General features: G+C 75.4%; 11 protein-coding genes and 1 pseudogene. 10 read left to right on the top strand and 2 right to left on the bottom strand.

The features are described from left to right. Positions 1-4 precede the first annotated feature (4 nt). From AB0F01_RS20480 to AB0F01_RS20445, 8 genes and pseudogenes are all read left to right on the top strand, one after another. On the top strand, positions 5-322 hold the full coding sequence (locus AB0F01_RS20480; protein ID WP_362097458.1) for a gas vesicle protein GvpG: 318 nt from the start codon (positions 5-7) through the stop codon (positions 320-322). Beyond that, on the top strand, positions 319-666 hold the full coding sequence (locus AB0F01_RS20475) for a gas vesicle protein (protein WP_362097456.1): 348 nt from the start codon (positions 319-321) through the stop codon (positions 664-666). The genes AB0F01_RS20480 and AB0F01_RS20475 overlap by 4 nt, the downstream gene beginning before the upstream one ends. Beyond that, positions 659-1,558: a GvpL/GvpF family gas vesicle protein gene (locus AB0F01_RS20470; protein ID WP_362097453.1), complete on the top strand. Its 900-nt coding sequence runs from the start codon at positions 659-661 to the stop codon at positions 1,556-1,558. The genes AB0F01_RS20475 and AB0F01_RS20470 overlap by 8 nt, the downstream gene beginning before the upstream one ends. A gap of 74 nt (positions 1,559-1,632) precedes the next feature. After that, on the top strand, positions 1,633-1,842 hold the full coding sequence (locus AB0F01_RS20465; RefSeq protein WP_362097677.1) for a gas vesicle protein: 210 nt from the start codon (positions 1,633-1,635) through the stop codon (positions 1,840-1,842). After that, positions 1,839-2,135 carry a gas vesicle protein K gene (locus tag AB0F01_RS20460; protein ID WP_362097450.1) on the top strand — a complete coding sequence of 99 codons (297 nt, stop codon included), beginning with the start codon at positions 1,839-1,841 and terminating at the stop codon, positions 2,133-2,135. The genes AB0F01_RS20465 and AB0F01_RS20460 overlap by 4 nt, the downstream gene beginning before the upstream one ends. Positions 2,136-2,629: 494 nt before the next feature. Then, a complete protein-coding gene (locus AB0F01_RS20455) occupies positions 2,630-3,928 on the top strand; it encodes an ArsB/NhaD family transporter (RefSeq protein WP_362097448.1) in 1,299 nt (432 codons plus the stop codon). Positions 3,929-4,234: 306 nt separating this feature from the next. Beyond that, a pseudogene (locus AB0F01_RS20450) lies at positions 4,235-5,604 on the top strand (DUF692 domain-containing protein). Positions 5,605-5,909: 305 nt separating this feature from the next. Next, on the top strand, positions 5,910-7,547 hold the full coding sequence (locus AB0F01_RS20445; RefSeq protein ID WP_362097446.1) for an alpha/beta hydrolase: 1,638 nt from the start codon (positions 5,910-5,912) through the stop codon (positions 7,545-7,547). Here AB0F01_RS20445 and hemQ read toward each other — a convergent pair whose 3' ends face one another. Both hemQ and hemG read right to left on the bottom strand, forming a co-directional pair. Further along, positions 7,548-8,276, bottom strand: a complete 729-nt coding sequence (hemQ, locus tag AB0F01_RS20440) for a hydrogen peroxide-dependent heme synthase (protein ID WP_362097675.1) — start codon at positions 8,274-8,276, stop codon at positions 7,548-7,550. Positions 8,277-8,281: 5 nt separating this feature from the next. After that, positions 8,282-9,739, bottom strand: a complete 1,458-nt coding sequence (gene hemG, locus AB0F01_RS20435; RefSeq protein ID WP_362097445.1) for a protoporphyrinogen oxidase — start codon at positions 9,737-9,739, stop codon at positions 8,282-8,284. 155 nt (positions 9,740-9,894) lie between these two features. Here hemG and AB0F01_RS20430 point away from each other — a divergent pair, with 155 nt between their 5' ends. Next, positions 9,895-10,953 (top strand): DUF4349 domain-containing protein, encoded by a 1,059-nt coding sequence (locus AB0F01_RS20430; protein ID WP_362097442.1) that lies wholly within the window; start codon positions 9,895-9,897, stop codon positions 10,951-10,953. A gap of 248 nt (positions 10,954-11,201) precedes the next feature. After that, on the top strand, positions 11,202-12,602 hold the full coding sequence (locus tag AB0F01_RS20425; protein ID WP_362097440.1) for an FAD-dependent oxidoreductase: 1,401 nt from the start codon (positions 11,202-11,204) through the stop codon (positions 12,600-12,602). Positions 12,603-12,814: the final 212 nt, after the last annotated feature.

The raw sequence follows: 12,814 nt of genomic DNA, 5'->3' as shown, positions 1-12,814 counted from the left end.
CGCGGTGGGCATCCTGACCGGACTGCTGCTGCTGCCGCTGGCGCCCGTGCGGGGCACGGCGTGGATCGCCGACCACGTCCTGGAGGAGGCCCGCCGCCGGCACCACGACCCGCGCGCCGTGCAGGCCCGCCTGAGCGCCCTCAACCGGGCCCTGGACGCCGGCGAGATCGACGAGGACACCTTCGAACGGGAGGAGGAGCGCCTGCTGACGCTCCTGGAACGCCCGGCCCACCACTCCGGCCCCCGGGCCGTCCGCACCACCGCGTCCGATCCCGTCGCCCTCTCGGCCGCCGCGCGGCATCGTCCGCGGAGGCCGCGATGACCGCGCTCGACCACGGCCACACATTCGCCGGGACCGAGCCCTACGGCCCTCCCTCCGGCAGCCTCGCCGACCTCCTCGAACGGGTGCTGGACAAGGGCGTCGTCATCGCCGGTGACATCAAGATCGACCTGCTGGACATCGAGCTCCTCACCATCCGGCTGCGCCTGTTCATCGCCTCCGTGGACACCGCGAAGAAGGCGGGCATCGACTGGTGGGAGACCGACCCGGCGCTGTCGTCCCGGGCCGCGCGGGACGCGCTCGCCGAGGAGAACGCACAGTTGAGGGCGCGGCTCGAAGCACTGGAGGAGTCCGTGGCACAGTCACCGGAGGCCGTCGGTGAGTGACCTCCCCGGCGGACCGGAGCCCGATCTGCTGGTCTGCGCGTTCGCCGTCACCCGTACCCCGCCGGACGCCGCCGCGCTGGCCGCCGCGGCCGGCCACGAGGAGGGCGGTCCGCTGCGCGTGCTGCGCGCCGGGGAGCTGAGCCTCGTCGTGCAGGACGTCCCCGCCGCGCTGTTCGGCCGGGAGGCGTTGACGGAGCGGCTCAACCGGCCCGACGTCCTGGAACGCTGCGCCCGTGCCCACCACCGCGCCGTCGAGGCCGCGTACGGGCCGGGCCGCGGGCCGGTGGTGCCGCTGCCGCTCGCGACCCTGTACCGCGGCGACGGCAGTGCCCGGGAGGCCGTCGCGCGCCGGGAAACGCCGCTGGCTGCCCTGCTGGACCGGCTGCGGCACCGCACCGAATGGGCGGTGAAGGTGCACGGCGCCGACCGGGCGCCCCGCTCCCCCGGCGCGACCGGCGGCCCCGCCCCCGACGGTGCGGCGGCCGGCGGGCGGGCCTACCTCAGCCGGGCCAGCTCCCGGCAGCGCGACCGGCAGGACGCCCACGGCAGGGCGCTGGCCGCGGCGGAGGCCGTCGACACCGAGTTGCGCGCCCACGCCGTCGCGGCCGTGCGGCACCGCCCGCAGGACGAGCGGCTGACCGGCCGCAGCGCCCCCCAACTCCTCAACGCCGCCTACCTGGTGGACGACGCGGAGCGCGCCCGGTTCACCGCCGCCCTCGCCCGGCTCACCGCGGACGGCCCGGCGCGCGGCGCCCGCGTCGAGGCGTCCGGACCGTGGATCCCGTACTCCTTCGCCCGCTGGGACGACCCGCCGGACGGCCCGGGAGCGGGCCACGAGCCGCGGGTCGGCACCGCCCGACCGGCCGCCGGGCACCGGGAGGTCCCCGCATGACCGCCGCCGGCCCGCGCACCCCCGGCCCCGCTCCCGTGACCCCCGCCGGCCCGCGCACCCCCGGCCCGGCTCCCGTGCCCTGGGACGCCCCCGCCCCGTACGCCCCGGTCGGCGTGCCTCTGGTGGACCTCCTGGACCGGGTCCTGGCGACCGGGGTCGTGGTCAGCGGGGACCTGGTGCTGGCCATCGCCGACGTGCCCCTGGTGCGGATCTCGCTGCACGCCCTGCTGGCGTCGGTGAGCGAGCGCGTCCCCGCCCCCTGGCCGGACAGCGGGCCGCTGTGACGGCGCGCCGCGACCGCACCCTCGACCTGGACCCCGAGCGGGTCACGAACGACCTCGCCGCCCTGGTGCTCACCGTGGTGGAACTGCTGCGCCAGCTCATGGAGCGTCAGGCCGTGCGCCGCTTCGACGAGGGGACCCTGAGCGCCGAGCAGGAGGACCGGCTGGGCACGGCGTTGATGCTGCTCGACCGGCGCATGGACGAGCTGTGCGCGCAGCACGGCCTGACCCGTGCCGACCTCAACCTCGACCTCGGCCCCCTCGGGATGCTCCTCTCCGACGAATCGGGGGACTGAACGGCCCGCCGTGGGCCACACTGAGTCCGGTCGGATGCCGCCCGTTCGGGCCGCCAAGAGGGGATTTCTCTGTCAATGGGGACTGACCCTCATTGGCCACTACATGTTCTCCCCCACGCCATCTGGGTGCCGACCCTGATGGTCATCATTCCCGCGCGCGGGAGAGGGTGGAGCCACATCACCGCCCCAGCACAGACCGTCGTGCGGTGAGGGCGAACACTCGTCATGCGGGTCTGCCGGCGCCCTCGGTTGCGACAGCCGAAGCGCCGCCCCGTACTGTTCCGTCCGCTCCCTCCACTCGGGGACGCGGCGTCGTGGGGTCCTGTCTGTACGCGGCAGTGCTGCGGCCCGTACGACGAGAGGAGCTCCGCACTCATGCGCGCAGCGCCACAGCGCCCTGATCACTCCCGAACGGTTCCCGGACCCCTGCTGCTGTCGCCACTGATGCCACTCCGATCCGTACCCGGCCCGGCCGGCGCCGGGCAGGTGGCGCGTTGAGCGTTCTGACGTGGGCGGCGATCGCAGTGTTCGTCGCCGTCTACGTACTGATCGCCACCGAATGGGTCCACCGGGTCGCCGCCGCCCTCGGCGGCGGCGTGCTGATGCTGCTCATCGGGGCCACCGACCCCGAACACGCCTTCTTCTCCAAGGACGCGGGCATCGACTGGGACGTCATCGTCCTGCTGCTCGGGATGATGCTGATCGTCGCGGTGCTGAAACAGACCGGCGTCTTCGAGTACATCGCGATCTGGGCGGCGCGCCGCGCGCGCGGCAAACCGTACCGGCTGATGGTGCTGCTCATCCTGGTGACGGCCGTGTTCTCCCCCTGGCTGGACAACGTCACGACCGTGCTGCTGATCGCGCCGGTGACGATCCTGGTCTGCAACCGTCTCGGGCTGCCCGTCGTGCCGTACCTCATCGCCGAGGTGATGACGTGCAACATCGGCGGCGCCGCCACCCTCATCGGCGATCCGCCCAACATCATGATCGGCTCGCGCGCGGGTCTGAGCTTCAACGACTTCCTGATCCACATGACACCGATCGTCATCGTGCTGATGATCGTGTTCATCCTGATGGCGCGCGTCATGTTCCGCAAAGCGTTCACCTACGACCCCGAGCGCGTCGCGTCCGTGATGGAACTCGACCCGCGCGACTCCATCAAGGACGCTCGGCTGCTCGCCATCAGCGGTGCGGTGATGGGCGTCGTGATGGTCGCCTTCGTGCTGCACACCTGGCTGGGCCTGGAGCCCTCGGTGATCGCCATCAGCGGCGGTCTGCTGCTGCTCGCGGTGTCCCGGCTGAACACCGGTGAGGTCGTGAAGGACGTCGAGTGGGAGACGCTGGCGTTCTTCACCGGACTGTTCGTCATGGTCGGGGCGATGGTGAACATGGGCGTCATCGGCGACCTGGGCGAAGCGGCGGCCGAGGCCACCGGCGGGAACCTGTTCGCCACCTCGATGGCCCTGGTGTTCGGTTCGGTGGTGCCGTCCGCGCTCATCGACAACATCCCCTTCGTCGCGTCGGTGAGCCCGATCGTCGAGGAGATCGTGAACGCGGCCGGCGGCACCGCCGAGGCGGGCATGCTGTGGTGGTCCTTCGCCCTCGGCGCGGACCTCGCCGGCAACGCGACGATCATCGCCTCCTCGGCGAACGTGGTCGTCATCGGCATAGCCGAGCGCTCCGGTCACCACATCTCGTTCTGGCAGTTCAGCCGCTACGGACTGGTCGTCACCGCCGTCACGGTGTCGCTGGCGGCCGTCTACGTGTGGGCACGCTACTTCGCCCTGGCGTGAGGCCGGCGCGGCGGGCGGACGCGGTCGCCGCGTCCGCCCGTCCGCCCACCCGCCGCCGCACGGGGGCGCCCGGCCGCACGGGGGAAGCCGGGCCTTCCCCTCACGGGAAGCAGACCGTGCGGGAAGGCCCGGCCTGCTTCCCGTGCGGGGAAGCTCAAATGTTCCTCTGAAGGTCGCCCCGGGACGGTTCGGGTCCGCGCGGCGGGGCCATATCCCCGACACGTCCGCGACGGGCGTCCGGCGGGGGCCGGGACACACCGGGGGCCGGCTCCCCGGACGACCGGGGAGCCGGGTGAGGAGGGGACGATGCGGCAGCACCTGGGGACGGGCATCGGCTGGCGGCCGGAGATCGCGGACGCCGTCGAGGGGATGCCGGGGATCGACTGGGTCGAGGTGGTGGCCGAGAACATCTGTCCGGGCCACCTGCCCGCGTCGCTCTCGCGGCTGCGCGAGCGGGGGGTGACCGTCGTGCCGCACGGCGTCTCCCTGGGCCTCGGCGGAGCCGAACCTCCGGACCCGCGGCGGCTCGACGCGCTCGCCGAGCGGGCCACCGCCCTTCGGGCACCGCTGGTCACCGAGCACATCGCCTTCGTCCGGGCGGGCGGACCGCTGACCGCGTCCCCCCGGCTGGAGGCCGGGCACCTGCTGCCCGTGCCGCGCACCCGGGACGCGCTCGACGTGCTGTGCGAGAACGTCCGCATCGCCCAGGACGCGCTGCCGGTGCCGCTCGCCGTGGAGAACATCGCGGCGCTGCTCTCCTGGCCCGGCGAGGAGCTGACCGAGGGCCAGTTCCTGTACGAGCTGGCCGACCGCACCGGCGTGCGGCTGCTCATCGACGTCGCCAACCTGCACACCAACCACGTCAACCGCGGCGAGGACCCGGCCGACGCCCTGGCCGAGCTGCCGCTGGAGGCCATCGCCTACGTGCATGTCGCCGGCGGCTTCGAGCGGGACGGCGTCTGGCACGACAGCCACGCCCACCCCGTCCCGGAGCCGGTGCTCGGCATCCTCACCGACCTCGCCTCCCGCACCTCGCCCCCGGGCGTGCTGCTGGAACGGGACGAGAACTTCCCCGCCCCGAGGAGCTGCGGGCCGAACTGGGGGCGATCCGCCGTGCCCTGGCCGACGGCGCGGCCCTGCGGTCCCGCGCCGCCCGGCCGACCCCGCCCGCTCCCCCGGCACCCGTTCCCCCGCCCACGGCCCCCGCCCAGGAGCCGGCCGGGTGGCAGACGGCCGAGCCCGCGCGGCAACGGCTCGCACTGGCGCAGACCGCCCTGCTGTCGGCGCTCGTCGCCGGGACGCCGGCGCCCGAGGGGTTCGACGGGGCGCGGGTCGGCGTGCAGGCCCGCGCGCTGGCCGCGAAGCGGGCGGACGTCGTCGCCAAGGTGGCACCCGAACTGCCGGTGCTGCTGGGCGGGCTGTACCGGCCCGCGTTCCTCGCCTACGCGCAGGCCCACCCGATGACCGGCGGCTACCGGCAGGACGCCCTGGACTTCGCCGGGCAGCTCCTGACGGCCGGACGCCCCGAGGACGCCCGGACGCGCCGCGAACTGCGGCACTGGTGGCTGGAACGGTCCGGCCCCCGGCCCCGTTCCGGCCGCCCGGCGGTGCGGCTCGCCCGGGCGACGCGCCGGGTCCTGCTGCGCCGCGGAACCGGGGCCCGCGCGGGGACGTGACCGAGGGCGGCGGACCGGAAACGAACGTCACGGACCGGCACCCCTCCGTCCGGACGGTGAACGGGGCAGGGTGTCCCGCGACATGCACGGCGTCCGGGCGGAGGACGAACCGGACCCGCGTGCGGCCTTCGCACACCGCGAGCACCGCCCGACGGTGTCCGGACGGTACGGCGGGGGCGCGCGGGGGCACTGACCGCGACACCCGGGGCGGGTGCTTGCCCCGCGCCGCCCCCGGCCGAAGCATCCCTTCCGACGGGCCGGGATCCTCCCGCCCGTCACGCCGTCGTGCGCCGAAGGGACACTCGATGAGACCAGCCGCCGTCCATGTGGCCGCCGGGACCCTGCTGTTCACCGCCCTGGCCGCCGCTCCGGCCGGCGGCGCCCCCGCGGCGTCCGCACCCGGCGGCCCGGGCACCGCCGAGCTGCGCGGCACCGCGGTGGCCGCCGCGCGCGCCGCCGCCGAGGGCGTCGCGTTCGGCAGGTGCCCGGACGCCGAGGACCTGCCGCGCGCCCTGCGGTGCGGCACCGTGCGGGTCCCGCTCGACTACGCGCGGCCGGGCGGGAAGCAGATCGAGCTCACCGTCAGCCGGATCCCCGCCACCGGCAAGGACCCGGGTGACGACCGGCGGGCGGTGCCCCGCCAGGGCGCCCTGGTGTACAACCCGGGCGGGCCGGGCGGCAACGGCCTGTACTTCCCCCTCATGGGCATGGTCCCCGAGTGGAAGCGCCTCGCCGCGGCCTACGACCTGGTCGGCTACGCCCCGCGCGGGGTCGGTCCCTCCGCGCCGCTGTCCTGCGTGGAGCCCGGGTCCTCGGTGCAGGGGCCGACCGCCGCGCCGGTCCACCCCTCCGAGGCGTACAAGCGCGCACGCGTCGCCCGGGCGCGGGCGTACGCGCGGGGCTGCGCCGAGCGGACGGGCGAGGCGCTGCGCCACTACACGTCCCTGAACAACGCCCGCGACCTGGACGTGCTGCGGGCCGCCCTCGGCGAACGCCGGCTGACCTTCCTGGGCGCGTCGTACGGCACCTACTTCGGGGCGCTGTACGCCACGATGTTCCCCGGCCACGTGCGGCGCATGGTGTTCGACTCGGCGGTGGACCCGGACCCGGAGCGGATCTGGTACCGCAACAACCTCGCCCAGTCGGCGGCCTTCGAGGACCGCTGGGCGGACTTCCGCGACTGGGTCGCCCGGCACCACTCCGTGTACGGGCTCGGCACCACCGCCCGCGCCGTGCAGCGCAGCTACGACGAGGTGCGCGCCCGCCTGGCGCGGGAGCCGGCGGGCGGGACGGTCGGCCCGGGGCAGTTGCAGGCGGCGTTCCTGCAGGCCGGGTACTACGACGACCACTGGCCGCACCGGGCGCACGCCCTGTCCGCCTACCTGAAGGGCGATCCGCGCCCGCTGACCGAGCAGGCCGAGCCGCACCCGGAGGCGGCGGCGGAGAACGAGAACGCCCGGGCGGTGTACCTGGCCGTGGAGTGCAACGACGCGCCCTGGCCGACGGACTGGGCGGTGTGGGACCGGGACAACACCCGGCTGGCGCGCACCGCGCCGTTCGAGACGTGGGACAACGTGTGGGCCAACCTGCCGTGCGCCTTCTGGCAGGCGCCCCGGCAACAGCCGCTCGACGTGCGCACCGGGCCGGGGGAACTGCCGCCGACCCTGATCCTGGCCGCCGAACGGGACGCGGCCACCCCCTACGCGGGTGCCCTGGAGCTGCACCGCCGGCTGGCCGGTTCGGCACTGGTGACCGAACGAAACGCGGGCACCCACGGCATCGCGGGCGGCCCGAACGCCTGCGTCAACGGGCACCTGGAGGCGTACCTGCTGCACGGCCGGGTGCCGGGGCGGCGGGCATCGTGCGCGCCGCGCCCGGAGCCGGTCCCGAGGGTGCCGGCCGGGCGGGCCGGCGGGCCGGAGCCCGCGCGGCCCGCGCTCTGATCAGGCCAGGGACGCGACCAGCTCGGAGAGGTCCTTGCGGCGGCCCGTGTAGAACGGGATCTCCTCACGGACGTGCAGCCGGGCCTCGGAGGCCCGCAGGTGACGCATGAGGTCGACGATGCGGTGCAGCTCGTCGGCCTCGAAGGCGAGGATCCACTCGTAGTCGCCCAGCGCGAACGAGGCGACCGTGTTGGCGCGCACGTCGGGGTAGCCGCGGGCCATCTTGCCGTGGTCGGCGAGCATCCGGCGGCGGTCCTCGTCGGGCAGCACGTACCAGTCGTAGGAGCGCACGAAGGGGTAGACGCTCACGTAGTTGCGGGGCGTCTCGTCGGCGAGGAACGCCGGGATGTGCGAGCGGTTGAACTCGGCGGGGCGGTGCAGGGCCATGTTCGACCAGACCGGTTCGAGGGCGCGGCCCAGGCGGGTGCGGCGGAAGAGGTTGTACGCCTCCTGGAGCCGGTCGCTGTCCTCGGCGTGCCACCAGATCATCAGGTCGGCGTCGGCGCGCAGCCCCGACACGTCGTAGGTGCCGCGGATCGTGACGTCCTTGGCGGCGAGCTGATCGAACAGCTCCTGGACCTCGTCCGCGTAGCCGGTCCGGTCCTCGGGCAGCACGTCCTTCAGTCGGAAGACGGACCACAGGGTGTAGCGGATGACCTCGTTGAGGTCCCTGGCCAGCTTGCCCTTGTTCGGGATGCGGTCGGCGGGGGTGGTGGCGTCGTCACTCATGCTGCTCATTCTCCTGCTCCTGGGTGGAGGCTTCGCACCGGGTCGGCGGTGAGGTCCCGCACAGCGCGCGGGTCCTGGTGGATCTGGTCGGCGGCGGCCCGGGCGCTCGCGATGCACGCGGGGATGCCGACCCCGTCGTAGGCCGCCCCGCAGACGGCGAGGCCGGGCAGGGCGGCGAGGTGTTCGCGGACGCGCGCCACGCGCGCGTGGTGGCCGACGGGGTACTGGGGCAGGCCGTCGTCCCAGCGGGTGACCCGGGTGGCCACGGGCGTGGCGTCCAGGCCGGTGGCGGCCTTCAGGTCGTGGCGGGAGACCTCGACGAGGTCGGCGTCGTCGCGGCGCAGGATCTCCGTCTCACCGTGCCGGCCGACGGAGGTCCGCACGACGAGCAGCTCCGGGTTCTCCGCGTCGATCCAGCCCCACTTCCGGGAGGCGAAGGTGGCGGCCTTGATGGTGCGGCCGTCGACCGGCGGCACCAGGAAGCCGCTCCCGTCGGGCAGGGCGGCCCCGTCACGGCGGTAGGCGAGGGTGATCAGCGCCATGGAGGCGTACTCGACACCCGACAGTTCGGCGGCGGCGGCCGGGGCCTCCGCGCGCAGCAGCCGGGCGGCGGCCGGGGCGGGCACGGCGACGACGACCGCGTCGGCGGTGAGGTGCCCGTCGCCGGTGACGACGCGCCAGCCGCCGCCGGGCTCCCGGCGCAGCCCGGTCACCGGTGTCCCGGTGCGGATCTCCGCCCCGCCGGAGCGCAGGGACGCGGCGACGGCGGGCGGGAGGGTGCCGATGCCGCCCTCGATGCCCATGAACACCGGGTCGGTGCGGGGCGCGGCGGCGGCCTTCTCCTGGATCGCGCGGACGCCCTCGGTGAGCGAGGTGTGGGTGCGGGCCGCCTCGAACAGCTGCGGGACCGCCGAGCGCATCGAGATCCGGTAGGCGTCGCCCGCGTACACGCCGCCGAGCAGCGGCTCGACCAGCCGGTCCACGACCTCTCGGCCCAGCCGGGCGGCCACGTACGCGCCGACCGCGACGTCGTCGCCGACCTCGGTGCGCGGCAGCTCCGCGTCGCGTCCGATGCGGGCCAGGCCCTCCTCGGACAGCACCCCGGCGAGCGCGGCGGCGGTGCCGGGGACGCCCATGACGTGGCCCTTGGGCATGGGGCGCAGGGCACCGCGGGTCCACAGCGAGGCGGTCGCGGTGGCGGGCGGCTGGAGCCGGCCGGCGAGGCCCACCGCGCGGGCGAGGGCCACCGCCTCCGGACGGCGGGCCAGCATCGACTCGGCGCCGAGGTCCACGCGGGCGCCGGCGATCTCGCCGGGCAGCAGCTTGCCGCCGATCCGTCCGGCGGCCTCCAGCACGGTCACCTGTGCACCGTGCTCCTGGAGCCGGTGCGCGGCGGCCAGTCCGGCGATGCCTCCTCCGACGACGACCACCCGCTGCCGGGGACCGGTACTCGTTGCGCTCATGCCCCCCACCCTCTCAGACGCGCCCGGCTCCCCGACCAGGGCCATGTGGCCCTGCCGAGTCCCGACCGTGACCGGTTCGGGACCGGGGACGGCAAACGTTCCGGCCCCCGGCGGCGTCGAAGGACTGTCGGAGATCACCACAGGGGGAGTACCAGATGCGCACCCACACGTCCGCCCGGCCGGCCCACGCCCTGGCCGGGGTCCTGCTCGCCGCGGCCCTCGCCGTCACCGGATGCGGAGGGAGCGGCGACGGCGGCGGGAACGGCGCCGACAGCGCCGCCGGGGCCCGGGCCGACGCTCCGGCCGACGCGAGGGCCGACGCGGGGGCCGACGCGGGGGCGAACGAGAAGGCGGCGCCCGAGGGCGCGAGGCAGGGAGCGCCCGGCGGCACGTCCGACGCCGCCCGGTCGACCGCCCCGCCGCGCGCCGCCGACGGCCGGCAGCACATCATCCGCACGGCCACGCTGACCGTGCGGGTCGACGACGTACCGAAGGCGCTGGACGAGGTCCGCACCACCACCGAGAACGCGGGCGGCTACATCGGCGACGAGAGCACGCACCGGGACCGGGACGGCCACGAGCGGACCCGCGTGGTGCTGCGCGTGCCGGTCACCGAGTACACCGAGGTGCTGTCCGCCCTGGAGGGCACCGGCACCCTGGTGCGGCGCACCGCGAAGGCCGAGGACGTCACCGACCAGGTGGTGGACGTGGAGAGCCGCATCAAGACGCAGCGCGCCAGCGTGGCCCGGGTGCGCGAGCTGATGGACCGGGCCACGAAGCTGAGCGACGTGGTCACCCTGGAGGGCGAGCTGAGCACCCGTCAGGCCGACCTGGAGGCCCTGCTCGCCCAGCAGGCATCCCTGAAGGACCGCACCGGCCTGGCCACCCTCACCCTGACCCTGTCCGAGAAGCAGGCGGAGGAGCCGGCCGGGAAGGACGAGGACCCCGGCTTCCTGGACGCGCTCGCCGGCGGCTGGAACGCGTTCCTCACCCTGCTGCGCTGGATCACCGTGGGGCTCGGCGCGGTCCTGCCGTTCGCGGCGGCGCTCGCGCTGCTCGCGCTGCTGTGGCGGTGGGCCGTGCGCCCGCGCCTGCCGCGCCGCCCGCGCCCCGCGCCCGCCGTGGGCACGCCCGGCCCGCTGCCGACGGCCCCGCCGGTCGCCCGCCCCGGCGGACAGCCGGAGCGGTCGGAGCAGCCGGGCGGGGAGGACTGAGCCGGGCGGGGCGGCGGGGGGACCGAGCCCGGCGGTTCAGCGGGGGACCGCTCGGCCGTTCAGCGGGGCCCGCTCGGCGGTTCGCGGCAGGCGGACCGAGCCCGGCGGCCGGACCTGTGGGGCTGAGCCCGGCCGGTCAGGCGGGGGCGGAGCCCGAGGCGGGGCACGGAGGACCGAGCCCGGCGGTCCGACGGGGAGGACCGAGCCCGGCGGTCCGGATCGGGCACCGGCCGCCGTAGCGTGGGGGCATGAACACGAGTCAGGGGCGCGGTGCGCGGGAACGGATGGTCGTGATCGGCGGCGACGCCGCGGGGATGTCCGCGGCGTCGCAGGCACGGAGACTGAAGGGGCCGGACGAGCTGGAGATCGTGGCGTTCGAACGCGGCCACTTCACCTCCTACTCGGCCTGCGGCATCCCGTACTGGGTCGGCGGCGACGTGCCGGACCGCGACCGGCTCATCGCCCGCACCGCAGAGGAGCACCGGGCGCGCGACATCGACCTCCGCCTGCGTACCGAGGTCACGGAGATCGACGTCGCCGCCGGCCGCGTACGCGCCCGGAACGTCGACTCCGGGGCGGAGTCCTGGACGTCGTACGACAAGCTGGTGATCGCCACGGGCGCCCGGCCGATCCGCCCGGACCTGCCCGGCATCGACGCCGCCGGGGTGCACGGGGTGCAGACCCTCGACGACGGCCAGGCCCTGCTCGACACCCTGTCCCGCACCGAGGGCCGCCGCGCGGTGGTCGTGGGCGCCGGGTACATCGGCGTCGAGATGGCCGAGGCGCTGATCAAGCGCGGCTACGAGGTGACGGTCGTCAACCGCGGCCGGCAGCCGATGGCCACCCTCGACCCGGACATGGGCGCGCTCGTGGGCCGGGCCATGGAGGGCATGGGCATCACCATGGTCAACGACGCCGAGGTCACCGCCCTGCTCACCGGCGACGACGGCGCGGTGCGGGCCGTCGGCGCCGGGGACACCGAATACCCGGCGGACGTCGTCGTCCTGGGCATCGGCGTCCGCCCGGAGACGGAGCTCGCGCGGGCCGCGGGCTTGCCGCTGGGCCGGTACGGCGGGCTCCTCACCGACCGGTCCATGCGGGTGCGCGGCCAGGAGAACATCTGGGCGGGCGGCGACTGCGTCGAGGTGCTCGACCTCGTCTCCGGCCAGGAACGGCACATCCCGCTGGGCACGCACGCCAACAAGCACGGCCAGATCATCGGCGCCAACGCGGGCGGCGACTACGCCACGTTCCCCGGCGTCGTCGGGACGGCGGTCAGCAAGGTCTGCGACCTGGAGATCGCGCGGACCGGCCTGCGGGAGAAGGACGCCCTGCGGGTCGGCCTGCGGTTCGAGACCGTCACCATCGAGTCGACCAGCCGGGCGGGCTACTACCCGGGCGCGTCCCCCATGACGGTCAAGATGCTGGCCGAACGGCGCACCGGCCGCCTGCTCGGCGTCCAGATCGTCGGCCGGGAGGGCGCGGGCAAGCGGGTGGACATCGCCGCGGTCGCCCTCACGGCCGGGATGACGGTGGAGCAGATGACCGCCCTCGACCTCGGCTACGCCCCGCCGTTCTCCCCGACCTGGGACCCGGTGCAGGTGGCGGCGAGAAAGGCCACGTCGAAGGTGCGGGCCGCGGGGCGCTGACAGGGGTCGCAGCCCCGGCCGGGCGCGGCGTCGGCCGGGCGCGGCGTCGGCGCGGGACGGTGACGGGCTTCGCGTCCTCGCGCGGGTCAGTGCGACGCGCCGTCGGGACCACCCGGCGGTCCGCCCGCCCGCGGCTCGGGCGGACCACCCGGCTGCCCCGGCGACGACTCGGACGGCGTCACTGCGTGAGCCGGCCGGGCGCCCCGACGGCG

It is taken from the genome of Streptomyces sp. NPDC029526 (assembly GCF_040637405.1).
Lineage (GTDB): Bacteria > Actinomycetota > Actinomycetes > Streptomycetales > Streptomycetaceae > Streptomyces.
Note: the sequence above shows the minus strand (reverse complement) of the source record. Positions and strands in the feature narration are given on the sequence as shown.

What these genes read in the sequence shown, in the direction of transcription:
- AB0F01_RS20430 (WP_362097442.1), top strand. Translation starts at nt 9,895, where the DNA reads ATGCGCACCCACACGTCCGCCCGGCCGGCCCACGCCCTGGCCGGGGTC.
- AB0F01_RS20475 (WP_362097456.1), top strand. Translation starts at nt 319, where the DNA reads ATGACCGCGCTCGACCACGGCCACACATTCGCCGGGACCGAGCCCTAC.
- hemG (WP_362097445.1), bottom strand. Translation starts at nt 9,739, where the DNA reads ATGAGCGCAACGAGTACCGGTCCCCGGCAGCGGGTGGTCGTCGTCGGA.
- AB0F01_RS20425 (WP_362097440.1), top strand. Translation starts at nt 11,202, where the DNA reads ATGAACACGAGTCAGGGGCGCGGTGCGCGGGAACGGATGGTCGTGATC.
- hemQ (WP_362097675.1), bottom strand. Translation starts at nt 8,276, where the DNA reads ATGAGTGACGACGCCACCACCCCCGCCGACCGCATCCCGAACAAGGGC.
- AB0F01_RS20445 (WP_362097446.1), top strand. Translation starts at nt 5,910, where the DNA reads ATGAGACCAGCCGCCGTCCATGTGGCCGCCGGGACCCTGCTGTTCACC.